The following is a 25,287-nucleotide window of genomic DNA, read 5'->3' on the forward strand; positions in this document are numbered from 1 at the left end:
CAGTACAGTCAGTGCAACTCGGTGGGGCGGGCGAGCGGTGCGGCGAGCCGCGCGAGAATCCGCAGATCGTCGCCGATCCGGTCGACCGAATGAAAATTCAGCTGGACGCGGCCATCGAGCGAACCGGGCGCGGCGAGATTGAACATACCCATCGATTCGACGCCCAGCAGGCTCGGCGCCAGATAGACCAGCAGTTCGTCGACGCAGCCTTCGCGCAGCAGCGAGCCGTTCAGCTTATAGCCCGCCTCGACGTGCAGTTCGTTCACGCCGCGCCGGCCGAGTTCGGCCAGCATCGCGGGCAGATCGATCTTGCCCGCCGCGTTCGGCAGCGGCACTAGTTCGGCGCCGCGCGCACGCAGCGCTTCCGCGCGCCCGGCGAGTTGCTCGTCGTGTGCGTCGAGCGCGCCGCAGAAAATCAGCGTCGGTGCGCCTGCGAGAATGTGCGCTTCCGGCAGCACGTCGAGCCGGCTGTCGATCAGTACGCGCTGCGGCTGGCGCGGCGTATCGATCGCGCGCACGGTCATGCGCGGATTGTCTTCCCTCACGGTGCCGATGCCGGTGAGGATCGCCGATGCACGCGCGCGCCATGCGTGGCCGTCGGCGCGCGCGGCTTCGCCGGTGATCCACTGGCTCTCGCCGGACGGCAAGCCGGTGCGGCCGTCGAGCGATGCCGCGATCTTCATCCGCACCCACGGACGGCCGCGCGTCATCCGCGACACGAAGCCGATGTTCAGTTCGGACGCTTCGTTCGCGAGCAATCCGCAACGCACTTCGATGCCCGCGTCGCGCAGCATCGAGAGACCGCGGCCGGACACCTGCGGATTCGGGTCTTCCATCGCGGCGACGACGCGTGCGACCTGCGCTTCGATCAGCGCGTTCGCGCACGGCGGCGTGCGGCCGAAGTGGCTGCACGGTTCGAGCGTCACGTAGGCGGTCGAGCCGCGCACGTCGTGGCCGCGCGAACGTGCATCCTTCAGCGCGCGGATTTCCGCGTGGTCCTGGCCGGCGGGTTGCGTGAAGCCTTCGCCGATCACGGCGCCATCTTTCACGAGCACGCAGCCGACGCGCGGATTCGGATCGGTCGTGTACATACCGCGCGTCGCCAGGGCGAGCGCACGTTCCATATAGACGAAATCGGTTTGCGAGAACATCGTCCGTCCGCTCAGGCTGCGAGTGATGCGAGCGACGCGAATGCGCCGCGTGCGGCGTCGATCGTCGCGTCGATGATCGACTCGTCGTGCGCGCTCGACACGAAGCCGGCCTCGTACGCCGACGGCGCGAAGTACACGCCCGCATCGAGCATCTTGTGGAAGAACGCATTGAAGCGCGGCACGTCGGAGCGCGTGACTTCCGCGAAACTTCCCGGCACTGCGTCGGCGAAGTAGAGGCCGAACATCCCGCCGATCGAGTCGGCGGCGAACGGCACCTTCGCTTCACGCGCGGCGGCGGTCAGTCCTTCGACGAGACGCGTCGTGCGCGCGGCGAGCGTGTCGTAGAAGCCGGGCGCCTGGATCAGTTGTAGTGTCTTCAGACCGGCCGCGACTGCAATCGGATTGCCCGACAACGTGCCTGCCTGGTACACGCCGCCGAGCGGCGCGAGATGGGCCATGATGTCGCGCCGTCCGCCGAACGCGGCAGCCGGCATGCCGCCGCCGATCACCTTGCCGAGACACGTGAGGTCGGGCTTGATGCCGTACAGCTGCTGCGCGCCGCCGAGCGCGACGCGGAAGCCGCACATCACTTCGTCGAAGATCAGCACGGCGCCGTATTCGCTGCACAGGCGCCGCAATGCGCCGAGGAATTCGGGCGTCGCGCGCACGAGGTTCATGTTGCCCGCGACCGGCTCGACGATCACCGATGCGATCTCGTTGCCGAACGCCTTGAACGCTTCTTCGAGCGCCGCGACGTTGTTGTATTCGAGCACGGTGGTGTGCTTCGCGATGTCGACCGGCACGCCCGCCGACGTCGGGTTGCCGAACGTCAGCAGACCGGAGCCTGCTTTGACGAGCAGGCTGTCCGCGTGGCCGTGATAGCAACCCTCGAACTTGACGATGCGGCTACGGTTCGTAAAGCCACGCGCGAGACGCAGCGCGCTCATCGTCGCCTCGGTGCCGCTCGATACCATCCGGACCTGTTCCATCGACGGCACTAGCTTGCAGATTTCTTCCGCGATCTCGACCTCGGCCTCGGTCGGCGCACCGAACGAGAAGCCGTTGACGAGCACGCGCTGCACCGCTTCGAGCACCTCGGGATGCACGTGGCCGACGATCATCGGGCCCCACGAGCCGATGTAGTCGATATAGCGCTGACCGTCGGCGTCCCAGAAGTACGCGCCCTGCGCGCGTTCGATGAAGCGCGGCGTGCCGCCTACCGAGCGGAACGCGCGCACCGGCGAGTTGACGCCGCCCGGGATGGTGATCTGGGCGCGTTCGAAGAGAGTTTGATTCCTGGACATGAACGTGGACCTGCGTGAAGGATGGCGTGTGGCCGGCGTGCCGATGGGCGAGGGCGGAGCGGTGGCGGGCAGCGCGTCCGCGGCTCGGACGGCGACGGAATGACTGGCTGAAATTGTACCGGAGTCCCGCCGAACGGGCCGTGCGGTACGCCGGTCGTTGCGGCATCATGCCGCGCGGACCCTGGTCGAGCTTGAACGATCAGCCGGAGGATTTCCGCCGCGCGTGCGCGCTCTTTTTCGACGATTGCGCTGGTGCACCGCTCGCCGCACCCGCACCTTGCACCGGCAATCGAGGCGACGCACGCTTCCCGGTGAGTTCAGCCCAGCGCTTTTCGAGCGCGCCCTCTGCAACCGGCTTGATCGATGTGCCCGAGCTTTGCGCATCCCATGTCTGCACCGAGAACGGATGCACGCGCAGCGCGGCGCGGTCGATCACCACCTGCTCGTGCGCATCGACGAGCCAGTCGTAGACGAAGTCGATGCACAGCCGGTAGCCGCGTTTGGTCGCGGGATCGGCGACCTCGTACGGCGCGCGCGTCACGTAGCCGGAGCCGAACACGCCGCGCGGTTCGGACGCGACCCGATGCAGGAACACGCGGTCGCCGGGCAGCAGGCTGCGCGCGAAGCCGCAGCCCCACACGTCGGTGACAGCTTCGCCGGCGGCCACGCGTTTCGCGATGTCCGGCAGCTCAGGCCACGGCCATTTCTTCGGGCTCCAGATCAGCAGAAAGGCGGTCATCGGTCGATCGTCGGATGAAATGAAAACGGCAGCTTAACCGATGCGCGAGTGTGCCGCGCGCAGGTTCGGCGGCGAAATGCCGCAGGGCCGTCGGGTACAATCGACGCGGCTTCTGCGTGGTTTTATCTACTGTCTTATCCGATCCGGCGCCTTGCGCAAAACGGACCTTTTCCTGTTTTTCCTGCTGGATGTCCCGTCCATGTCCCACCCCGTCAAACGCCGGCCCGATATCCGGTTGATCCTGCTGCTCGGTGCGCTCGCCGCGTGCGGCCCGCTCGCGACCGACATGTATCTGCCGAGCCTGCCGTCGATCGCCGACGCGTTCGGCGTCGTGCCTGGCATCGCGCAGTCCACACTGACGAGTTTCATGGCGGGCTTCTCGGTCGGCATGCTGCTGTACGGACCGCTCTCGGATGCATACGGCCGTCGCCCGATCCTGCTCGGCGGGATTGCGCTCTTCACGGTGTCGAGCATCGCGTGCGCGTTCTCTTATTCGATCGGCTCGCTCGTGTTCGTGCGCTTCCTGCAGGCGCTCGGCGCGGGCGCGGCGTCGGTGCTGTCGCGGGCGATCGCACGCGACGCGCACGAACCGACCGACGCCGCGCGCGTGCTGTCGATGGTCGCGATCGTCACTGCCGTCGGGCCGCTGCTTGCGCCGCTGATCGGCGGGCAGTTGCTGCTGCTCGGCAACTGGCGCATCGTGTTCGGCGTGTTGACGCTGTTCGGCGCGAGCTGCGCGGTCGCCGCGTATCTGCGCGTGCCCGAAACCTGGCCACGCGAAAAGCGTGCGAGTTCGGCGGTGCTGAAATCGTTCGCGGCATACGGCCGGCTGCTGCGCGATCCGATGGTGTGGGGGCACATGTTGTGCGGCGGGATGGCGTTCGCATCGATGTTCACGTACATCTCGGCGACACCGTTCGTCTACATCGAGTACTTCCACGTGTCGCCGCAGCACTATGGGTTCTTCTTCGGGTTGAACGTGTTCGGCATCATGCTCGGCAACCTCGTCAACACGCGCTTCGTCGGACGCCTGGGGGCGCTGCGCATCATCTCGATCGCCGCGACGATCAGCAGTGTCGCGTCGCTGTTCGTCGCGCTGATGTGCGTGACGGGGTGGGGCGGGTTGTGGTCGATCGTCGTCGGGCTGTTCTTTGTGGTCGGCGTGGTGGGCGTGCTGTCGGCGAACTGCGCGACCGATCTGATGCATCGCTATCCGCACAACGCGGGGGCGGCTGCTGCTGTGTTCGGGGCGATGCAGCTTGCGCTCGGCGCGCTCGCTAGCGTCGTGGTCGGGCTGTGGCACGACACGTCGCCGGTCGGCATGGGTTTCACGATCGGCACGGCGGGCGTGCTGTGCTACCTGGGCAGGATGCTGATCGTGCGCTGGCACGACCGGCCGGTGCCGGCGGCGGTGGCGCAGTAGGAGAGGGGGGCGACGGGCTCCAGCAGGGAGCCCGTCGTGTTGCACGCGAAGCTTTAGTCGCGTGCAGTCGATGCCGCGCCGTGGCTCAGCCAGTCGAGCACGGCGGTCGCTTCGTCGTCGGAGCCGTCGCGCACCTTCGCCACCGCTTCGCGAACGTCGGCATCTGGTGCCGCACGACGGATCGCAACGCCGACCGCGAGGATGTCGATCATCAGCAGATGCAGCACGCGCGAGATCATCGACAGCTGCGATTCGCGCATCTCGATGTGATCCGTTTCGAGTGCGACCGTCGCGCGTTTCGCGAGCGGCGTGTTGCTCGACGTGATCGCGATCACTTGCGCGCCGGCCTGCATCGCCACTTCGAGTACGCGCAGCAGTTCGGGCGCACGTCCCGACTTCGACACCGCGACGATCACGTCGCCCTTGCCGAGCAGCGCCGCCGACGCAGCCTGCATGTACAGGTCGCCGTACGCGATGGTCGGAATGCCGAAGCGGAAGAACTTGTAGTGCGCGTCCTGCGCGACGATGTTCGAGTTGCCGAGCCCGTAGAACTCGATGCGGCGCGCGCCGTTCAGCAGATCGATCGCGCGTTCGACGTGTTCGAAGTTCAGATGCTCGCGCAGCTGCAGGATCGCCGACACGGTGTTGTCGAGCACCTTCGCGCCGAAGTCGGTGGCCGTATCGCCGAGGTGCACCTGGCTGTGGCTGACCGGAATCGTGCCGGTGAGACCAGTGGCGAGCTTCAGCTTGAAGTCGGACAGCCCCTGGCAGCCGAGCGAACGGCAGAAGCGGATCACCGTCGGCTGGCTGACGTCGGCCTTGCGCGCGATATCGACGATCGGGTCGTTGATGATCGAGCGCGGATGATTCAACGCGAGATCGGCGACACGTCGTTCTGCCGGCGTCAGTGCATCGCGCATCTGGCGGATACGCTCGAACACCGCCGACGATCCACCGCCCGCACGATTCGACAGTTGCTCCGCGAGAATCGCCGATACGCCGAGGAACGCCGGATACTCGGCGGTGATCACGTAGGTCGGAACGTTCTGCAGATACGGTTCGAAACGACCCTTCGCTTCGAAACGTTCGCGGAACGGCGAGCGTGCAAATACTTCGCCGAGACGCGGCACGACGCCGCCGCCGATGTAGATACCGCCGAGCGCACCGAGCGTCACCGCGACGTTACCCGCGAACGAACCGAGAATCGCGCAGAAGCAGTCGACCGCTTCGGCTGCGAGCGGTTCACCGTCGAGCGCGCGTCGCACGACTTCGGATGTATCGCAGGTCGCGGCGACGCGCTTCTTGTCGCGCCCCGCGAGCGCGCGATAGATCACTTCGATACCGGGACCCGCGCAGACGCGTTCGAACGACACATGCGGCCACTTCTTGCGCGCGAACTGCAGCACGATGTCTTCGCGCTCGTCCTGCGGCGAGAAGCTCGCGTGACCGCCTTCGCTGCCGAGCGCGATCCAGCGATCGTCGGCGGGGATCAGGCCGGATACGCCGAGACCCGTGCCCGGTCCAAGCAAACCGATTACGCTGTTCTGCCGGCGTGCACCGCCGCCGATCTGCACGCGCTGCGTATCGGTGAGACCGGGCAGCGCCATCGCGAGCGCGGTGAAGTCGTTGACGACGAGCAGTGTGTCGAAGCCGAGCGCGCGGCGCGTCGCTTCGATCGAGAAGGTCCAGTCGTGATTCGTCATGCTCACCTGGTCGCCGTCGACCGGGTTCGCAATCGCGATCGCCGCGTGGTTCACGCGGCCGATCTTCGTATCCTTCAGATACTTCTTGATGACTTCGGCGACACCGGGGTACTCCGCACACGGATACACCAGCACCTGGCCGATTTGGCCGGGACTGGTTTCAAGCGCGAAACGCGCATTGGTGCCGCCGATGTCGGCGAGAAGCCTCGGTCCGTCGGCGTGCTGACCCACACCGGGCACAGCCTTAGTTTGCACACCAGTAGACATCGAGTCTCACTCCCTTGTCGTTCGCCAGCGTCGAGATGGCATTTTTTTGTAGTGCAGCGACGGCGGCGTTCAGCACGTCGAGTTTCTTCTGGCCGGCGATCAGCAGGAACAGGTGCGGCACCTGTTTCAGCGCGCTCATCGACCAGCTGACGCGCGCATGCGGCGCGGCGCCCGGATGGACGGCGACGAAGTGGTCGGGCGTGGAGATCGCGAAGTCCCACTCGGGCGAATCCGCGAAGATCGACGCGGTGTGGCCGTCTTCACCCATGCCGAGCACGACGACATCGGGCACGCGGCGCGCGGGGTCGGCGTTCAACGCGGCGATGTGCGCGTCGAGCGGCTGCGTCACGTCGACGAGCGGCGCGAACGCGGCGTTACTCGCGGCGTTCTGCAACAGCGTTTCGTGAACCAGCCGTGCGTTGCTCGCGCTATCGGTCTCGGGCACCCAGCGGTCGTCGACGAGCGTCACGGCGATGCGCGACCAGTCGAACGGCTGGGTGGATAAGGTCTGCAGAAACGGGCGCGGACTGGTGCCGCCGGACACGGCGAGTGTCGCCGGGTGCGCGTCTGCCGATGCGGCAAGCGACGCATGTAACGCGTCGCCGACCGCCTTCGCCAGCGCGTCGGATTGGGCGCGCGGGTCGTCGAAAGCGTGAAGCTCGATCACTTCTCCTCCATGCTGCTTTTTTGTTGGTTCACAGGGTGGGCCTCAATGCGGCCCCGATGATTTCCGTCCAGCACCCGCGCGATTCAGCGCGCGGGCAGTACCCCGTTCAGTTCTCTTCCTCCAGCCAGCACGTGCCGTGCTGCGCCAGCATCGCACTGGCGGCCGCCGGTCCCCACGTACCTGCCGCGTACGGCTTCGGCGTCTTGTTCGCCGACGACCATTCGTTCAGGATCGGTTCGACCCAGCGCCATGCGGCTTCCTGTTCGTCGCGTCGCACGAACAGCGCGAGCCGTCCGTTGATCACGTCGAGCAGCAGACGTTGATACGCCTCCATCTGTCCTTCGCGGAAGAACTGGTCGAACGCGAGGTCGAGGTGGACGCTGGCGAGATTCATCCCTTCGCCGGGCTGCTTCGCAAGACAGTAGAGCCGGATCGTTTCGTTCGGCTGCAGACGGATGACGAGTCGGTTCGAACCGGCACGCAGCGCGGTCGCGCCGAGCGCCGAATGCGGCACCGGCCGGAAGTTCACGACGATTTCCGCGACCCGGTCGGCAAGCCGCTTGCCGGTACGCAGGAAGAACGGCACGCCGGACCAGCGCCAGTTTTCGATCTCGACTTTAAGTGCGACGAAGGTCTCGGTCGTGCTGTCCTGCTTCACGCCGGGTTCGGTCGCGTATGCGGGCACTGCGGTGCCGCGAATCACGCCCGCGTGATACTGGCCGCGCACCGCGACGCGCGCGATGTCGCGCTGATCGATCGGCTTGAGCGCGCGCAGCACACGGAGTTTTTCGTCGCGGACCGAATCGGAATCCATCGAATGCGGCGGCTCCATCGCGACAATGGAGAGCAGTTGCAGCAGATGGTTCTGCACCATGTCGCGCAGTGCGCCGGTGTTGTCGTAAAAATCGCCGCGCGCTTCGACGCCGAGTTCTTCCGCGATCGTGATCTGGATGCTTTCGACCCACTCGCGACGCCACAACGGTTCGAACAGCGCATTGCCGAAGCGCAGCGCGAGCAGGTTCTGCACCGGCTCCTTGCCGAGATAGTGGTCGATCCGGTAGATCTGTTCTTCCGCGAAGATTTCGCCGACCGCGTCGTTGATCGCGTTCGACGAACGAAGATCGTATCCGAGCGGTTTCTCCAGCACGATGCGCGCGTTTTCGTTGAGACCGACGGCAGCGAGCGCATGACAGATCGGCACGAACAGCGACGGCCCGGTGGCGAGATAGAACACGCGCGTGCCCGACAGCCGGTTCACCTCGTCGCGCAGCAGCACGAAATCTTCGGCCTTGCTCAGATCGAGCCGCACGTATTCGATGCGTGCGAGGAACCGTTCCCACGCGGCTTCGTCGAGACCGTTCTTCGAGACGTACGGCTTGACGTGCCCGTTCACCCATTCGATGTACCCGGCGCGATCGTCCGCGTGACGCGCGACGCCGACGATTTTGCCGCCTTCCGCAAGCATGCCCGCGCGATGCGCTTCATACAGCGCGGGGAGGATCTTGCGCATCGACAGATCGCCGGTTCCGCCGAAGAGAACGAAGGTGAAACTTGAATCGGTTTGCATGAGTCTCCGTCGATGTCCTGGGTGCCGCAGAGGGGTACGAACGCGGCCGTAGTCCGATAAAATTTTTTTTGACACTGAATTGTAGTTTAACTACAATCCAAATCAAGAGGTAACGCTAATTCGACGAAAAAAGCAGGCTCGCAACAGCGAGGTGCGCGTTTTCCCGAACCGGCTATCGTCCCCCGCATGTTAACGGAACATAAGTTTTTTGCCTGTTCCACAGGACATGCGCGGCGCACCTCGAGTCTGCAGCGCGCCTCAGGCGCAGCGATACAAGCGCGTACGAGGCGGGGCAGGCAAAAATCAAAAGAGGAGACAGTCAGTTGCATCCCGAATCACTCATCTCTTGAGCGTCCCGCGGCCGACCCCGGCTCGCCGGCGCGTGCATGCGCATGTGTCAGCTGGACGTCCGCCCGTGTTTTGCCTGTTTGATCAACCACGCGCCCTGGCATGTCGGGGGCTTTTGTTTTTTTCAGGTGTCTGGAGGAGATAAGCAATGAAAATCCGCGCGATCATGGGTGCCCTGTGCGCCGCAGGTCTGTTGTGTGGCGTGTCGGCAGTGCAGGCTGCCGAGTCCATCGAAGTGCTGCACTGGTGGACTTCGGGCGGCGAATCGAAAGCCGTCGGCGTCCTGAAAGACGACATGACGAAGCAGGGTTACACGTGGAAGGATTTCGCGGTTGCGGGCGGCGCAGGTGCGGCGGCCATGACGGCACTGAAGACGCAGGTGATCTCGGGCAACGCGCCGACCGCCGCGCAGATCAAGGGTCCGCTGATCCAGGAATGGGCCGATCAGGGCGTGCTGGTGCCGATCGATTCGGTCGCGGGTGACTGGAAGAAAAATCTGCCGCCGCAGATCGACAAGATCATGCACGCGGGCGGCCACTATGTTGCAGCGCCGTTCTCTGTGCACCGGGTCAACTGGGTGTGGATCAACAAGGCCGCGCTCGACAAGGTGGGTGCGAAGGTGCCGACCACCTGGCCGGAATTCTTCGCCGTTGCCGACAAGCTGAAGGCAGCGGGCATCCAGCCGGTCGCCGCCGGCGGTCAACCGTGGCAGGATCTGACGCTGTGGGAAGACGTCGTGCTGTCGCAAGGCGCGGACTTCTACAAGAAGGCGCTGGTCGACCTCGACCAGAAGACCCTGACATCGCCGCAAATGGTCAACGTGTTCGACACGGTCCGCAAGATCGAGTCGTACATGGATAACGGTCGCACCGGCCGCGACTGGAATCTCGCGACGGCGATGGTCATCAACGGCAAGGCCGGCATGCAGTTCATGGGTGACTGGGCGAAGGGCGAGTTCGCGAACGCGGGCAAGCAACCGGGCTCGGACTACATCTGCGCACCGGTGCCGGGCACGGCGAAGCAATACACGTTCAACGTCGATTCGTTCGTGTTCTTCCAGCAGAAAGGCCAGAAGGATGCAACGGCTGGTCAGCTCGCGCTGGCAAAGACGATCATGAGCCCGGCATTCCAGGAGCAGTTCAGCCTGTACAAGGGGTCGATCCCGGTGCGCCTCGGCGTGTCGATGGACAAGTTCGACGCTTGCGGCAAGCAGTCGTATGCGGATGAGCAGACCGCGATCAAGGCAGGCGGCTATCTCCCGTCGCTCGCCCACGGTATGGCTCAGGCGGATGCGACCGCCGGTGCGATCACCGACGTCGTGACGAAGTTCATGAACTCGACGCAGGATTCGAAGTCTGCAGTGGCAGATCTCGCGAAGGCTGCGAAGACGAAGTAAGCAGGATGACCGCGTGCCCGGTTGCGACTCCACGCGTAACCGGGCGCGCGCGTCACGCATGACGCGTTACCCAGAGCCACACCCCATGCCAGCCCAGCGTTGCGTGTCATACCTGCAGTCGCAGGCAGCACAGTTTCAGGAGTCGAGTAGTGACTGCTTCTCTTAGCGGAAACGGGAAGAACACGGCCGCCGTGACCCGCCGCACATCGCCGCTCGCGGCGCTAGCCGACCGCTGGATCCCGAAGCTGGTGCTTTCTCCCAGCATCGTGATCAGCCTGATCTTTGTTTACGGTTTTATCCTCGTCACCGGTTTTCTGTCGTTGTCCGATTCGCGGTTGATGCCTCGCTACAACTTCGTGGGCCTCGACCGCTATCGCGAGCTTTTCGAAAACGACGTCTGGTGGACCGCCGCCGCAAACCTCGGCTGGTTCGGTATTCCATTCATTGCGATCTGTGTCGGGCTCGGCCTGTTCCTCGCCATCCTGCTCGATCAGCGCATCCGCAACGAAGGCGCATTGCGTGCAGTTTTCCTGTATCCGATGGCGCTGTCGTTCATCGTGACCGGCACTGCATGGCAATGGATCCTGAACCCCAACCTCGGCATGCAGAAGGTGTTCCATGACTGGGGCTGGACGAGCTTTACGTTCGACTGGCTGGACAATCCCGACCGCGCGATTTTCTGCATCGTGATCGCGGCCGTCTGGCAATCCACCGGCTTCGTGATGGCGCTGTTTCTCGCCGGCCTGCGCGGTGTCGACGCCGAAATCTTCAAGGCTGCACAGGTGGACGGTGCGCGGCTGCCTACTATTTATCGCCGCATCGTGATTCCGAGCATGCGTCCGGTGTTCTTCTCGGTGCTGCTGATTCTCTGTCACCTCACGATCAAGACCTTCGACCTCGTCGTCGCGCTGACCGCGGGCGGCCCGGGTACGTCGTCGTCGCTGCCGGCCATGTTTATGTACACGTTTTCGTTTAACCGCGGGCAGCTCGGTGTCGGCGCAGCGTCGTCGATGATGATGCTCGCGACCGTCGTAGCTGTGCTCGTGCCGCTGATGTACATGGAATCGAGGAGCACGCGCAATGCAGCCTAAGATGACGATCAGCCGTGCCGTCATTTATGCGGCCTTGATTCTGTTTGCGTTGTACTTCCTGTTTCCGCTGTACGTGATGCTGTCCACGTCGTTCAAGGACATCGACCAGTTGCGCACCGGCAACCTGTTGACGCCACCGTCCCATCCTACCTTCGCGCCGTGGATCAAGGCATGGAGCCAGGCGTGTACGGGAGTGCGCTGCGACGGCATGGAGCCGTTCTTCATGAACTCGGTGCGGATGGTGATTCCGGCTGTGCTGATCTCGTCGATCGTCGGTGCATTCAACGGCTATGTGCTCACGCACTGGCGGTTCCGCGGCGCCGACGCCCTTTTCACGATGCTGCTGGTCGGCTGCTTCATTCCGTTCCAGGCGATCCTGCTGCCGATGGCGCGTGTCGAAGGTATGTTCGGCCTGTCGAATACGGTGGGCGGCCTCGTGCTGGTTCACGTGGTGTACGGGATCGCGTTCACGACGATGTTCTTCCGCAACTTCTACGTGAGCATTCCGGCCGAACTCGTGAAGGCGGCGCGCATCGACGGCGCGGGTTTCTTCATGATCTTCACGAAGATCCTGCTGCCGGTTTCGCTGCCGATCTTCATGGTGTGCCTGATCTGGCAGTTCACGCAGATCTGGAATGACTTCCTGTTCGGGATCGTGTTCTCCGGTGTCGATTCGATGCCGATCACGGTGGCGCTGAACAACCTCGTGAACACGTCGACCGGGGTGAAGGAATACAACGTCGACATGGCCGGCGCGATCATCGCTGCGCTGCCTACGCTGCTCGTCTATGTGATCGCCGGCCGCTACTTCGTACGCGGCCTGACGGCGGGCGCAGTGAAGGGCTAAACCAACGACACAACGACCGCCACGGCAGCGCAGTGCGCTGTCGCGGCTTGAACAGCATCCGGCCGGATCCACCCGCGCGGTGGTTCCGACGCAGTACAGAGACTAGAGGATTCACAGCATGGCAAGCCTTTCCATCCGTGACGTGTACAAGACTTACCCGAACGGGGTGCCGGTTCTGAAGGGTGTCGATATCGACATCGAGGACGGGCAGTTCCTGATTCTCGTCGGCGGCTCCGGCTGCGGGAAGTCGACGCTGCTGAACATGATCGCCGGCCTCGAGACCGTGACGAAGGGCGAGATCCTGATCGACGGCAAGATCGTGAACGAGCTGTCGCCGAAGGATCGCGACATCGCGATGGTGTTCCAGTCGTACGCGCTGTACCCGTCGATGACGGTGCGCGAAAACATCTCGTTCGGCCTGAACATCCGCAAGGTGCCGAAGGGCGAGCAGCAGCAGATCGTCGAGCGTGTTTCGAACATGCTGCAGATCCAGCATCTGCTGGACCGCAAGCCGGGTCAGCTGTCGGGCGGTCAGCGGCAACGTGTTGCGATGGGCCGTGCGCTTGCGCGCGATCCGGTGATGTTCCTGTTCGACGAGCCGCTGTCGAATCTCGATGCGAAGCTGCGGATCGAAATGCGTTCCGAGATCAAGCTGCTGCATCAGCGCCTCGGCACGACGATCGTCTACGTGACGCACGATCAGATCGAAGCGATGACGCTTGGCGATCGGATTGCGGTGATGAAGGACGGCGTCGTTCAGCAGTTCGGTGCGCCGCAGGACATTTACGATTCGCCGTCGAACCTGTTCGTCGCGGGCTTTATCGGCGCGCCGCCGATGAACTTCATTCAGGGCAAGCTGGTCGAGCAGGGTTCGGGTGTGGGTCTTGAACTCGATACAGGTGTGTGGCGTGGGGTGTTGAGTCTGCCGTTCGATGGCAAGGTTCGTAGCCATGTGGGGCGTGAGGTGATTCTCGGGTTGCGGCCGGAGCGTATTACCGATGCGCGTAGTGCACACAACGTCGAAGATGCGAAGTTGCAATCGATTGAAGTGAAGATCGATGTGATTGAGCCTACCGGGCCGGATACGCTTGTTTTCGCGCAGGTGAACGGCAAGAAGGTGGTGAGCCGCGTGCACCCGGCGTCGAATCCGCAAGCGCTGGCGAATATGACTTTGTTGTTTGATGTTTCTAAGGCGGTTTTGTTTGATCCGGCTAATGAAGAGCGGATTGCATAAGGTTTTTTTGCTTGGCGGCGCCTGATTTTTTGCGTTTGCTTTTTGTCTTGCAGGTGGCTGCGATTTTGCGCCTCGCGGCGCAGGCGTTGCCCCTGTGCGGGGCGGCACCTACTTTTCTTTGCCGCGGCAAAGAAAAGTAGGCAAAAGAAAGCCGCCGAGACGAAGCTTCTCTTTTCCGTGTGTGACCCCAGTGGCACCCGCCTAACTGGGCGCCACGTTCACACAGCGTAGTGGTCCGAGCCGAGACCTGCCTTCGCACTCCCTACGTTAGTGACAAGGCAGTCATCCGTTCCGGCGCGCTTCGCCGCCGATGGGCATAACCCCCAGGTCCATCTCTCCGCTTAATCGCGCTCAGCAATTCAACGTCGTCGCTGTTCTGCGCCGCGTGCTCTTTCCCGATGGTTTTCCATGCAGACCGGTCCGCGCGCACACCAGTGCGCCGCGGGATGTGCGGGCGCCTTGTCACTTCGGTTTGCGGCGAGGGGGATGGTCTCGTCTCGGACCACTACGCAGAGTGCACGTGGTGTCCAGTTAGGCGAGTGCCACTGGGGTCACACACGGAAAAGAGAAGCTTCGTCTCGGCGGCTTTCTTTTGCCTACTTTTCTTTGCCGCGGCAAAGAAAAGTAGGTGCCGCCCCGCACAGGGGCAACGCCTGCGCCGCGAGGCGCAAATAAGCACCGCCGCGCGAAAAAACAGAAAAGCACAACAACACCCAAACTGCGATAAGAAAAAAACAAAAAGCTAGTGCGGCAACCGCACATCCAGTTTAAATGTCACCAACCGAGCAAAAAGAATAAACCCAGTGGCCATCAAAACACTATAAACATTATCAACATCAAGATAAGCAAGCAGCAGATACAACAAACACCCCGCGAACGCGCAAGTCGCATAAGGCCGCGAGTCCCGCAGAATCAACGGAACCTCGTTACAAAGCACATCGCGTATCACGCCCCCGAACACACCGGTCAACACACCCATCATCGCGGCGGTAAACCAGGGCATCTGCGCATCAAGTGCCAGCGACGTCCCCGAGATACTGAACAAACCAAGCCCGATCGCATCGGCCACCAGCAACGCACGTTCAGACAACACGCGCGATGTCGCCTTCAAAACAACCGGCGCAAAAAACGACAGCACGAAAATCCCGATCACATACGGCTGATGCTCGACCCAGTAAAACGGTCGACGCTCGAGCAAAATATCGCGCACCGTGCCGCCGCCGAACGCGGTGGCCATCGCGACCAGAAACGTACCGACCGCGTCGAGCCGGCGCGTGCGCGCCTCGATGAAACCGGAGATCGCGTACGCGAAAATCGCGAGCGCTTCCATCACGGAAAGCAGGAGCGTCAATCGCGGATGGATCACGGGAGTCACGCGGCGGCCGTCAGACTTTCGGTCGCGCAGGATGCGCGCCGGGCTGCAACAGCACGAGCACCGCGCCCGCGCCACCATCGTGCGGCCGGGCCTGGCAGAACGCGATCACCTCGTCTTTCTGCACGAGCCACGCACGCACCTTGCCCTTCAGCACCGGCTCCTTGCCGACCGATCCCAGTCCCTTGCCATGAATCACACGCAGACAACGCAGTCCACGTTTCACTGAGTCGCGGATGAAGATCGCGAGTGCGTCGCGTGCCTCGTCGCGGCGCATCCCGTGCAGGTCGAGCTGCGCCTGCACGATCCAGTCGCCGCGTCGCAGTTTGCGCACGACATCCTGGCTCACGCCGGGTCGGCAGTAGTACAGGCTCTCGTCGGTTTCGAGCAGCACCTCGGGATCGAATTCGTCAGAGAGCGCTTCCTGTAGCACCGCTTCCTCGTCGAGCTGCGTTTGCACCGGAAGCGGTTCAGGCGGGCGACGCGGGAGCGTCGCGCGCGGCGGGACCGCGAGTGGCGCGACCTCGCCGATTTCACGGCGGAACAGATCGGCGTCCGCGGTCGCTTCGCGGCGCGTTTGCACAGCGACCACGCGCTCCTGCTCACGGCGTTGCGCATCGGACTTCAACGCGTCGCGCAACGCACCGAGACCCGCGAGGCCGGCTGCGGGATCGACAGTGGGTTTCACGGGCGTCGCCGGTTGAGGGGCGGGTCGCGCGGCGCGCGGTGCGCGTTTGGGTTCGCTCGGATGAGGCAGATTCTTCGGCATGACAGTCGTGCTGATCGCGCGGGAAGGTGAACGGAGGAGCAACGTCACCCGGCACATAAACGACAAGGGCCGCCGACGTTTCCGTCGCGGCCCTCATTCATCGGTACGCCGGGTTGGGCCCGGATACTATTTTACCGTTCTGCTTCGGCGCTCATCACGTGTTCGCCCGCAGTCTCGTGGATGCTTTCGAGATAGCGTTGCGCATCAAGTGCGGCCATACAGCCGGTGCCCGCGCTGGTGATCGCCTGACGGTACACGTGATCCTGCACGTCGCCGGCAGCGAACACGCCCGGAATGCTCGTACCCGTTGCGTTGCCGGTCAGTCCGCCGTTCGTGATGATGTAGCCGTTCTTCATCTCGAGCTGGCCTTCGAACAGATCGGTGTTCGGCTTGTGGCCGATCGCGACGAAGAGCCCTTGCAGGCCGAGGTCGGTCGTTTCGCCGGTCTTCGCGTGCTTGATACGCAGACCGGTGACGCCCGATGCGTCGCCCGTCACTTCGTCGAGCACGTGGTTCCACTTGATCTCGACGACGCCTTCCTTTTCCTTCGCGAGCAGGCGGTCGATCAGGATCGGCTCCGCGCGGAACTTGTCGCGGCGGTGGATCACCGTCACTTTCTTCGCGATACCGGCGAGATAGAGCGCTTCCTCGACCGCAGTGTTACCACCGCCGACGACTGCCACGTCCTGCTGCTTGTAGAAGAAGCCGTCGCAGGTCGCGCAGGCGGACACGCCCTTGCCCATGAACGCTTCTTCCGACGGCAGGCCGAGGTATTGCGCCGATGCGCCGGTCGCGATGATCAGCGAGTCGCACGTGTATTCGCCCGCGTCGCCGATCAGGCGGATCGGCTTTTCGTTCAGCTTCGCGGTGTGGATGTGATCGAACACGATCTCGGTATTGAAGCGCTCGGCGTGTTCGAGAAAGCGCTGCATCAGTTCCGGACCCTGCACGCCGTTTGCATCGGCGGGCCAGTTCTCGACGTCGGTCGTCGTCATCAGCTGGCCACCCTGGGCAAGACCTGTGACGAGTACCGGCGACAGGTTCGCGCGTGCCGCGTAGACAGCAGCCGTATAGCCGGCAGGGCCGGAACCGAGAATCAGAACCTTTGCGTGTTTGGTGGGTGCGGGCATGATGAAAATCCTAATTAGCGTCCGGCAAGCCGGGGCGGGCCGGGACCGCGTCGAAGCAATAGATGGGTATCAGTCGGGCATTATAAAGGTCGGGGCGGTCCGCTGCTTCATGAAGCTTCGCGATGGGCGCGATAGCCTTTGAAGGGCGCGGGAGCCCTGCGAGAGCCCGTATGGCGACAGGGGTTTTTGCGCTTCGCTGCGTTTTACCGCTACGCCGCCATTACCCCGTCGTCATCCCACAATTCCCTCGCCGTCGTCCGTTACCCTCATTTACAGCCCGCCATACGACACTGCGTTTACAATAGGCCGGATCGAACGACTGGCGGCCGGTTCGGCCCGCAACCCGAGCCGCTGCGGACGCCCAAGTAACAGGATCAATGGCAAAAGCACCTTATTCCGCGAACGCGCAGGCATTGCCGCATCGCATGTCGCGTCTCTTCACCGAAATCCGCTGGATCCTCCAGGTCGCGCTCGGCGTGTTCCTGTTGATGGCGCTCGTCAGCTACAGCCGCCGCGATCCGAGCTGGACCCACGCAGCACAGGTCGATCACATCGCGAACTGGGCGGGCCGTGTCGGCGCGTGGACGTCCGACATCCTGCTGCTGCTGTTCGGCCTGTCCGCGTACTGGTGGGTCGTGCTGCTCGCGCGGCGCATCTCGGCGAACTACCGGCGCATCACGCATCACGAAGCACTGACCGACGACGCGCCGCGCGATCACAGCTGGGTCGCCGAAGCGTTTGCGTTCGTGCTGGTGCTGCTCGCGTGCGACGGCATCGAAGCGCTGCGGATGTGGTCGCTCAAGATCCAGTTGCCGCGCGCGCCGGGCGGCGTGATCGGCGAAGCGGTTGCGCGCGGCGTGTCGCATGCGCTCGGCTTCACCGGTGGCACGCTCGCACTCCTGATCGTGCTGGCGGTCGGGCTGTCGCTGTATTTCCGTTTCTCGTGGCTGTCGGTGGCAGAGCGCGTCGGCGATTCGCTCATCTCGGCGGTCACGTTCGCGAAGCTGCGCCGCGAGGCCGGCCGCGATCGCAAGCTCGGCGAAGCCGCCGCGGTAAAGCGCGAAGGCAAGGTCGAGCAGGGCCGCGTGCGGATCGAGGAACACGAGCCGGTCACCATCGTGCCGCCGGTCGTGAAGCCGGAGAAATCGGAACGCGTCGAAAAGGAACGGCAGGTGCCGCTCTTCACCGATCTGCCCGGCGATTCGACGCTGCCCCCCATCGCGTTGCTCGACCCCGCGCCCGAATCGCAGGAAACCATTTCCGCCGACACGCTCGAATTCACGTCGCGTCTGATCGAGAAGAAGCTGAAGGATTTCGGTGTCGACGTGAGCGTCGTTGCTGCGTATCCGGGGCCGGTCGTCACGCGCTATGAAATCGAGCCGGCCACCGGCGTGAAGGGCAGTCAGATCGTCAATCTCGCGAAGGATCTCGCGCGTTCGCTGTCGCTCGTGTCGATCCGCGTCGTCGAGACGATTCCGGGCAAGAATTTCATGGCGCTCGAACTGCCGAACCAGCGCCGGCAAACCGTGCGGCTGTCGGAAATCCTCGGCTCGGCCGTTTATGCGGACGCCGCATCGCCGCTGACGATGGGACTCGGCAAGGACATCGGCGGCAAGCCGGTGTGCGCGGATCTCGGGAAGATGCCTCACCTGCTCGTCGCCGGTACGACTGGTTCGGGCAAGTCGGTGGGGATCAACGCGATGATCCTGTCGCTGCTCTACAAGGCGAGCGCCGAGCAGGTGCGGATGATCCTGATCGATCCGAAGATGCTTGAAATGAGCGTCTACGAAGGCATTCCGCATCTGCTGTGTCCGGTCGTCACCGACATGCGCCAGGCCGGCCACGCGCTGAACTGGGCGGTCGCCGAAATGGAACGCCGCTACAAGCTGTTGAGCAAGGTCGGCGTGCGCAATCTCGCCGGCTACAACAACAAGATCGACGAAGCGACGAAGCGCGAAGAGAAGCTGCCCAATCCGTTCAGCCTCACGCCGGACGATCCCGAACCGCTCACGCGTCTGCCGAATATCGTCGTCGTGATCGACGAACTCGCCGACCTGATGATGGTGGTCGGCAAGAAGGTCGAGGAACTGATTGCGCGGATCGCGCAGAAAGCGCGCGCGGCCGGCATCCACCTGATCCTCGCGACGCAGCGTCCGTCGGTCGACGTGATCACCGGCCTCATCAAGGCGAACGTGCCGACGCGGATGGCGTTCCAGGTATCGTCGAAGATCGACTCGCGGACCATTCTCGATCAGCAGGGCGCCGAGTCGCTGCTCGGCATGGGCGACATGCTCTATCTGCCGCCGGGCTCCGGCCTGCCGGTGCGCGTGCACGGTGCGTTCGTGTCGGACGAGGAAGTGCATCGCGTCGTGAGCAAGCTCAAGGAGCAGGGCGAGCCGAACTACATCGAAGGCATTCTCGAAGGCGGCACGACGGGCGAAGGCGATGAAGGGTCGGCGGGTGCGTCGGGAACCGGCGCGGGTGGCGAGGAGTCCGATCCTCTATACGATCAGGCGGTCGAGATCGTCATCAAGAATCGTCGCGCGTCGATCTCGCTGGTGCAGCGGCATCTGCGTATCGGCTACAACCGCGCCGCGCGGCTGCTCGAACAGATGGAGCAGTCGGGGCTCGTATCCGCGATGTCGTCGAACGGCAATCGCGAGATTCTGGTGCCGGCGCGCGAAGCCGACTGATCCGGGCCGCTGTTCTCTGCCGTTTGCGCTGCTGCGTTTAACTGGCGATCCACGCGGCCCATCGATTCCACACACGGAGAAACACCATGCAGCACTACGCCGGGCACGAAGCCCGTCACGGTCTCGCCCGCCTGGGCCATCGGGTTCACGCGCTGATGCGTGTCGCCGGCAGCGTCGCGATCGGCGCGACGATGCTGGTCGCGTCGCAGGCATTCGCGAGCGGCACCGAACAACTGCAGGCGTTCGTCTCGCAGGTGCATTCGGCGCGCGGCTCGTTCGTGCAGCGCGAGGTCAAGGCGCCGAACAACGCGCAGGGCGCGAGCGGTGCACTGCCGACCGCGCGCATGAGCGGCCCGTCGAGCGGTACGTTCTCGTTCGCGCGGCCCGGCAAATTCATCTGGTCGTATGAGAAACCGTACGAGCAGGTGTTGCAGGCCGACGGCGACAAGCTCTACGTGTACGACAAGGATCTCAACCAGGTGACGGTCCGCACGCTCGGCGGCGCGCTCGGCGCGAGCCCGGCGGCGATCCTGTTCGGCAGCAACGATCTGCAGAAAAACTTCACGCTCCGCGACGCGGGTGTAAAAGACGGCATCGACTGGCTGGAACTCACGCCGAAAGCGAAGGACACGCAGTTCCAGCGCGTGGGCATCGGCTTTCGCGACGGCAACCTCGAGGCGATGGAACTGCACGACGTGTTCGGCAACGTGACGCTGCTGACATTCTCGAACATCGAGAAGAATCCGTCGCTGCCTGCCAATCAGTTCAAGTTCGTGGTGCCGAAGGGTGCCGATGTGATCAACGGCTAAACAGTGATGGGCGCACCGGCGCTCAGCCGGTGCCGGTGCTGTCTGCCTGACGCTTCAAGCTGCGTAAGCCCGCCGACGGATCGACACCAGCGCGAGATAACCCAGCGCACCGATCGCGAGCGCGGGCAGCGTTGCACCGAGATTCGGCCACCACTGGTTGATCGCGTGATACGCCGCGATGCCGACCGCCCACGCAACGAACGCACTCACGTGCCAGCCGCCTGAGAACCCGTAGCGGCCGCGCAGATCCGCGAGTGCGGCTAGATCGATACCACGGCGGCGCACGATGAAGTGATCCGCGAGCACGACGCCGAACAGCGGCGCGAACACCGAGCCGATCAGCAGCAGGAAGTTCTGGTACTTCGCCATCGGCACCAGCAGCGCGATCGCCGTGCACAGCGCGCCGAACCCGGCCGATAGCAGCGGCACACCCGCACGCGTCCAGAACGTGCCGGTCGATACCGCGGCCGAATGGATATCGGCGAACGCATTGTCGATCTCGTCGATCAGCACCAGCAGCAGCGCGAGTCCACCGCCCGCCTGCGCGAGCGCGGTGGTCAGCAGTGCATCGCCGCCGCCGGCCGCTAGACCGTACACCGCGCCGAGCGCATAGAACCACAGGTTCGCAATCCCGTAGCCGAGCAGCGTGCCGCGGAACGTCTCGCCGGCGCGTCGGCCGAAGCGCGTGTAGTCGGCGATCAGCGGCAGCCACGATAGCGGCATCGCGACCACCAGATCGATTGCGCCGCCGAACGCCATTTCGCCGGTTCCCGGACGGTGCATCAGCGCGGCCAGATCGTGTTGTGCGAGCAGACTCCACGTGAGCCACGCGGCGCCCGCCAGCAACAGCCAGATGCCCCACGTACGCAGAAAGCGCCGCACGAACGACAGCGGCCCGCTGATCGCCAGCAGCGTCGCGAGTAGCCCAAAGATTAAAGTCCAGACCAGCGGCATCGACCAGCCGAATGCCTGTTTCGCGAGGGCATCGGCGGAATCGCGCATCACGATCACTTCGAACGAGCCCCAGCCGACCAGCTGGATTGCGTTCAGCACCGCCGGCACCGACGCGCCGCGTACACCGAGCGTCGGCCGCAGCGACGACATCGCCGCGAGTCCCGTATCCGTGCCGACCACGCCGGCGAGCGCGAGCAACACCACGCCGATCACACTGCCGATGCCGATCGCCGCAAGCGCGGACGGCAGCGACAGTCCGGGCACGAGCAGCGCGCCGGCCTGCGCAACCAGCAGTCCGATGCCGAGTGAAAACCACAGCGCGAACGCGTCGCCGGTGCGGAACGCGCGCCGGGCGTCGGGCACGGGCGTGAGCGGAGCGTAGGTGGAACCGGTGTCGCCGGCGTGCGGGTCTTGTGTCATCGGGTGTCGTTCCTGTCTGTTTCTGGCGTTGCTGTTGTGTCGGTGCGGTTGTCGTGTGCGGGGCAGCCCGGCTCGCACGGGCGCGGTGGCTGTCATAATGCAGGATTACGCGTGCCGCCCGGTCGTTTCGGACTGCCCGGTATATATGCCGGTATTCGATGCCGTCCGTCGGACGGCACGTGTCGCGCCCGCATGTCGCATGACCTGACGGCCAGCCGAGATTATCCCCAAACATCATGTTCGAAGAAACCCGCGCCAATGTTCCGCTCGCCGAACGCCTGCGGCCCCGCTCGATCGATGAAGTGATCGGGCAGAAGCACCTGCTCGGCCCGAACAAACCGCTGCGGGTCGCGTTCGAATCCGGCGAAGCGCATTCGATGATTCTGTGGGGCCCGCCGGGCGTCGGCAAGACGACGCTCGCGCGGCTGATGGCCGATGCGTTTCACGCGGAGTTCATCTCGCTGTCGGCGGTGCTGTCGGGTGTGAAGGATATTCGCGAGGCGGTCGAAACCGCGCAGGTGCATCGCGCGCATGGCAAGCAGACGCTCGTGTTCGTCGACGAAGTGCATCGCTTCAACAAGAGTCAGCAGGACGCGTTCTTGCCGCACGTCGAATCGGGGCTGTTCGTGTTCGTCGGCGCGACGACCGAGAACCCCTCGTTCGAAGTGAACAGCGCGTTGCTGTCGCGTGCCGCGGTGTACGTATTGAAGAGCCTTGATGAAGGCGAGCAGCGCGAACTGCTCGAACGCGCACAGAAGGAACTGGGCGGCCTGACCTTCACCGACGAAGCGCGCGACGCGCTGATCGGTTCCGCCGACGGCGATGGCCGCAAGCTGCTGAACAATCTGGAGATCGTCGCGCGCGCGGCCGCGCAGCAGAAGACCACCGAGATCGACGGCGCATTGCTCGGCAGTGCGCTCGCCGAAAATCTGCGCCGCTTCGACAAGGGCGGCGACGCGTTCTACGACCAGATCAGCGCGCTGCACAAGTCCGTGCGCGGCAGCAGCCCCGACGGCGCGCTGTACTGGTTCTGCCGGATGCTCGACGGCGGCGCGGACCCACGCTACCTCGCGCGCCGCATCGTGCGGATGGCGTGGGAAGACATCGGCCTCGCCGATCCGCGGGCGGGCCGCATTGCGCTCGACGCTGCGGAAACCTACGAGCGCCTCGGCACACCCGAAGGCGAACTGGCGCTCGCGCAGGCCGTGATCTATCTGGCGATTGCGCCGAAGTCGAACGCCGGGTACATGGCGTACAACGAGGCACGGCGCTTCGTCGGCAAGGATCAGTCGCGCGCGGTGCCCGTGCATCTGCGCAATGCGCCGACGAAGCTGATGAAGGAACTCGGCTACGGCCACGAGTATCGCTACGCGCACGACGAGCCCGATGCGTACGCAGCCGGCGAAACCTATCTGCCCGACGACATGCGCGAGCCGCACTGGTACCAGCCGACGCCGCGCGGTCTCGAAGGAAAGATCGGCGAGAAGCTCGCGCGACTCGCCGAACTCGATGCGCAGTGGCGCAGCGAGCACAAGCCGAAGAAAAACTGACCGTGGAATCGCGCGGGCGTATGCCGTCGGCGCGACACGCGCGGTGCGTTAAAATCCCGCTTTCACACAACGAATAGCCGCCCCCTCCCATGCTCGACATCCAGCTGCTGCGCAAAGACCTCGACGGCGTCGCGAAACGCCTCGCCGATCGCGGCTATACCCTCGACGTCGCGGCGTTCTCCGCGCTCGAAGCGGAACGCCGCGCGAACCAGACCCGCACCGAAGACCTGCAGGCACGCCGCAACAGCCTGTCGAAGCAGATCGGTGGGATGAAGGGGCGGGGCGAAGACACGTCGGCAGTGATGGCGGAAGTAGGTGGCATCGGCGACGAGATGAAGGTGTCGGCTGCGAAGCTCGACGAGATCCAGGCGCGTCTGTCGGACCTGCTGCTCGGGGTGCCGAACCTGCCGCACGACAGCGTGCCGGCCGGTCGCGACGAGCAGGACAATGTCGAAGTGCGCCGCTGGGGCACGCCGCGTCAGTTCGATTTCGACGTGAAGGATCACGTCGACGTCGGCACGCCGCTCGGACTCGATTTCGAAACGGGGGCGAAGCTGTCGGGCGCGCGCTTCACGTTGCTGCGCGGACAGATCGCGCGACTGCATCGTGGGCTCGCGCAGTTCATGATCGACACGCATACGCGGCAGCACGGCTACACCGAGATTTACACGCCGTACATCGTCAATCCGGAGGTGCTGTACGGCACCGGCCAGTTGCCGAAATTCGCGGACGACATGTTCCGCGTCGAGAAGGGCGGCGGTGAAAACACGGTGACGCAGTATCTGATCTCCACGTCGGAAATCTCGCTGACGAATACTGTGCGCGACAGCATCGTCGATGCGAACGCACTGCCGATTCGACTCACCGCACACTCGCCGTGCTTCCGTTCGGAAGCGGGGGCGTACGGCCGCGATACGCGCGGGCTGATCCGCCAGCATCAGTTCGACAAGGTCGAGATGGTGCAGATCGTCGCACCGGATACGTCGTACGACGCGCTCGAGCAGATGGTCGGCCATGCGGAGGTGATTCTGCAGAAGCTTGAGTTGCCGTATCGCGTGATCACGCTGTGCACCGGCGACATGGGTTTTTCCGCGAGCAAGACTTACGACCTCGAGGTGTGGCTACCGGCGCAGAAAACGTATCGCGAGATTTCGAGCTGCTCGAATACCGAGGCGTTCCAGGCGCGCCGGATGCAGGCGCGTTATCGAAACGCGCAGGGCAAGCCGGAGCTCGTGCATACGCTGAACGGGTCGGGGCTTGCGGTGGGGCGGACGCTCGTCGCGGTGCTGGAGAATTTCCAGAACGCGGATGGGTCGGTGACCGTGCCGGTGGCGTTGCGTCCGTATGTCGATGGGGTCGAGCGGCTGGAGCTGGTTGCTTCGTAAGTTCGTGTCGGCAGGACAGAAAAGGGACTTGGAATCCGGGTCCGACTGTTCTATAATCTTCGCTTCGCCAAGCACCGACCCGCTTGGTGATGCATCGATAAAACGTTATCTGTCGTTAAAGAACGCTAATCGATAAGCTGGAAAGGTGGCAGAGTGGTCGAATGCGCCGGACTCGAAATCCGGTGTACAGTTATGCTGTACCGTGGGTTCGAATCCCACCCTTTCCGCCAGAATTTTTCAAAAACCCCCGTAAAGTCAATGACTTGCGGGGGTTTTTGTTTTCAGACTCACAATTTGACTATCAAACGCTGGGCATATTCATACTGTCGATGACGTTCCGAAGTTATGACTGGCAAGGGGAATCAGCCTGACCACGTTGGCGGTCAGGTTTTTGTTCAAGTCGCGAACTGCCTAGATCGAGAGCCAAAGTCTGCCATGGGGGAAGAGTCGCGACCAAGACGAAATTTC

Annotated in this window: 19 protein-coding genes and 1 tRNA gene; 10 read left to right on the top strand and 10 right to left on the bottom strand. The window is 63.8% G+C overall.

Features of this window, described 5'->3' with window-relative positions; genetic code table 11:
• Positions 1-8 precede the first annotated feature (8 nt).
• The 3 genes from ribD to E1748_RS13440 all read right to left on the bottom strand — a co-directional run bounded on the left by ribD (position 9) and on the right by E1748_RS13440 (position 3,194).
• A complete protein-coding gene (ribD, locus tag E1748_RS13430; protein WP_133647727.1) occupies positions 9-1,151 on the bottom strand; it encodes a bifunctional diaminohydroxyphosphoribosylaminopyrimidine deaminase/5-amino-6-(5-phosphoribosylamino)uracil reductase RibD in 1,143 nt (380 codons plus the stop codon).
• Positions 1,152-1,162: 11 nt separating this feature from the next.
• Positions 1,163-2,455: a glutamate-1-semialdehyde 2,1-aminomutase gene (hemL, locus tag E1748_RS13435; RefSeq protein ID WP_133647728.1), complete on the bottom strand. Its 1,293-nt coding sequence runs from the start codon at positions 2,453-2,455 to the stop codon at positions 1,163-1,165.
• A 199-nt stretch (positions 2,456-2,654) separates the two neighbouring features.
• Positions 2,655-3,194, bottom strand: a complete 540-nt coding sequence (locus E1748_RS13440) for a hypothetical protein (RefSeq protein ID WP_133647729.1) — start codon at positions 3,192-3,194, stop codon at positions 2,655-2,657.
• Between the two features lie 199 nt (positions 3,195-3,393).
• Between E1748_RS13440 and E1748_RS13445 the strand changes: the two genes are divergently transcribed.
• Entirely contained in the window at positions 3,394-4,617 is a 1,224-nt protein-coding gene (locus tag E1748_RS13445) for a Bcr/CflA family multidrug efflux MFS transporter (protein ID WP_133647730.1), read from the top strand.
• A 53-nt stretch (positions 4,618-4,670) separates the two neighbouring features.
• Here the strand turns inward: E1748_RS13445 and E1748_RS13450 are convergent, their stop codons facing one another.
• The 3 genes from E1748_RS13450 to zwf all read right to left on the bottom strand — a co-directional run bounded on the left by E1748_RS13450 (position 4,671) and on the right by zwf (position 8,821).
• The gene (locus tag E1748_RS13450; protein ID WP_133647731.1) at positions 4,671-6,587 is read right to left on the bottom strand and encodes a bifunctional transcriptional regulator/glucokinase; all 1,917 of its coding nucleotides are present in this window, start codon (positions 6,585-6,587) and stop codon (positions 4,671-4,673) included.
• On the bottom strand, positions 6,565-7,254 hold the full coding sequence (gene pgl / locus E1748_RS13455; RefSeq protein WP_133647732.1) for a 6-phosphogluconolactonase: 690 nt from the start codon (positions 7,252-7,254) through the stop codon (positions 6,565-6,567). Before pgl ends, E1748_RS13450 begins: the two co-directional genes overlap by 23 nt.
• A gap of 106 nt (positions 7,255-7,360) precedes the next feature.
• The gene (zwf, locus tag E1748_RS13460) at positions 7,361-8,821 is read right to left on the bottom strand and encodes a glucose-6-phosphate dehydrogenase (protein ID WP_133647733.1); all 1,461 of its coding nucleotides are present in this window, start codon (positions 8,819-8,821) and stop codon (positions 7,361-7,363) included.
• Positions 8,822-9,317: 496 nt separating this feature from the next.
• Here zwf and E1748_RS13465 point away from each other — a divergent pair, with 496 nt between their 5' ends.
• The 4 genes from E1748_RS13465 (at position 9,318) to E1748_RS13480 (ending at position 13,737) form a co-directional block, all read left to right on the top strand.
• The gene (locus E1748_RS13465; RefSeq protein WP_133647734.1) at positions 9,318-10,565 is read left to right on the top strand and encodes an ABC transporter substrate-binding protein; all 1,248 of its coding nucleotides are present in this window, start codon (positions 9,318-9,320) and stop codon (positions 10,563-10,565) included.
• A 149-nt stretch (positions 10,566-10,714) separates the two neighbouring features.
• Entirely contained in the window at positions 10,715-11,656 is a 942-nt protein-coding gene (locus E1748_RS13470) for a carbohydrate ABC transporter permease (RefSeq protein ID WP_133647735.1), read from the top strand.
• Complete coding sequence (locus E1748_RS13475; RefSeq protein WP_133647736.1) at positions 11,646-12,503, top strand: carbohydrate ABC transporter permease; 858 nt, start codon at positions 11,646-11,648, stop codon at positions 12,501-12,503. Before E1748_RS13470 ends, E1748_RS13475 begins: the two co-directional genes overlap by 11 nt.
• A 118-nt stretch (positions 12,504-12,621) precedes the next feature.
• Positions 12,622-13,737 carry an ABC transporter ATP-binding protein gene (locus E1748_RS13480; RefSeq protein WP_133647737.1) on the top strand — a complete coding sequence of 372 codons (1,116 nt, stop codon included), beginning with the start codon at positions 12,622-12,624 and terminating at the stop codon, positions 13,735-13,737.
• A 742-nt stretch (positions 13,738-14,479) separates the two neighbouring features.
• Here the strand turns inward: E1748_RS13480 and E1748_RS13485 are convergent.
• The 3 genes from E1748_RS13485 to trxB form a co-directional block, all read right to left on the bottom strand.
• Positions 14,480-15,100 carry a trimeric intracellular cation channel family protein gene (locus E1748_RS13485; RefSeq protein ID WP_133649348.1) on the bottom strand — a complete coding sequence of 207 codons (621 nt, stop codon included), beginning with the start codon at positions 15,098-15,100 and terminating at the stop codon, positions 14,480-14,482.
• A 22-nt stretch (positions 15,101-15,122) separates the two neighbouring features.
• Positions 15,123-15,878 (bottom strand): Smr/MutS family protein, encoded by a 756-nt coding sequence (locus E1748_RS13490; protein WP_133647738.1) that lies wholly within the window; start codon positions 15,876-15,878, stop codon positions 15,123-15,125.
• 131 nt (positions 15,879-16,009) lie between these two features.
• Positions 16,010-17,008, bottom strand: a complete 999-nt coding sequence (gene trxB / locus E1748_RS13495) for a thioredoxin-disulfide reductase (protein ID WP_133647739.1) — start codon at positions 17,006-17,008, stop codon at positions 16,010-16,012.
• 377 nt (positions 17,009-17,385) lie between these two features.
• On the opposite strand from trxB, the gene E1748_RS13500 reads away from it, so the two are divergent.
• Complete coding sequence (locus E1748_RS13500) at positions 17,386-19,701, top strand: DNA translocase FtsK (RefSeq protein WP_133647740.1); 2,316 nt, start codon at positions 17,386-17,388, stop codon at positions 19,699-19,701.
• 86 nt (positions 19,702-19,787) lie between these two features.
• The gene (gene lolA / locus E1748_RS13505; protein WP_133647741.1) at positions 19,788-20,510 is read left to right on the top strand and encodes an outer membrane lipoprotein chaperone LolA; all 723 of its coding nucleotides are present in this window, start codon (positions 19,788-19,790) and stop codon (positions 20,508-20,510) included.
• A gap of 54 nt (positions 20,511-20,564) precedes the next feature.
• On the opposite strand, the gene cytX is transcribed toward lolA, so the two are convergent.
• Positions 20,565-21,884, bottom strand: coding sequence for a putative hydroxymethylpyrimidine transporter CytX (gene cytX, locus E1748_RS13510; protein ID WP_133647742.1), 1,320 nt, complete (start codon positions 21,882-21,884; stop codon positions 20,565-20,567).
• 236 nt (positions 21,885-22,120) lie between these two features.
• On the opposite strand from cytX, the gene E1748_RS13515 reads away from it, so the two are divergent.
• From E1748_RS13515 to E1748_RS13525, 3 genes are all read left to right on the top strand, one after another.
• Positions 22,121-23,434: a replication-associated recombination protein A gene (locus tag E1748_RS13515; RefSeq protein WP_133647743.1), complete on the top strand. Its 1,314-nt coding sequence runs from the start codon at positions 22,121-22,123 to the stop codon at positions 23,432-23,434.
• An 89-nt stretch (positions 23,435-23,523) separates the two neighbouring features.
• Complete coding sequence (serS, locus tag E1748_RS13520; protein ID WP_133647744.1) at positions 23,524-24,819, top strand: serine--tRNA ligase; 1,296 nt, start codon at positions 23,524-23,526, stop codon at positions 24,817-24,819.
• 139 nt (positions 24,820-24,958) lie between these two features.
• Positions 24,959-25,049 (top strand) — tRNA-Ser (locus E1748_RS13525).
• Positions 25,050-25,287: the final 238 nt, after the last annotated feature.

This window comes from Paraburkholderia flava (assembly GCF_004359985.1).
Classification (GTDB): domain Bacteria; phylum Pseudomonadota; class Gammaproteobacteria; order Burkholderiales; family Burkholderiaceae; genus Paraburkholderia; species Paraburkholderia flava.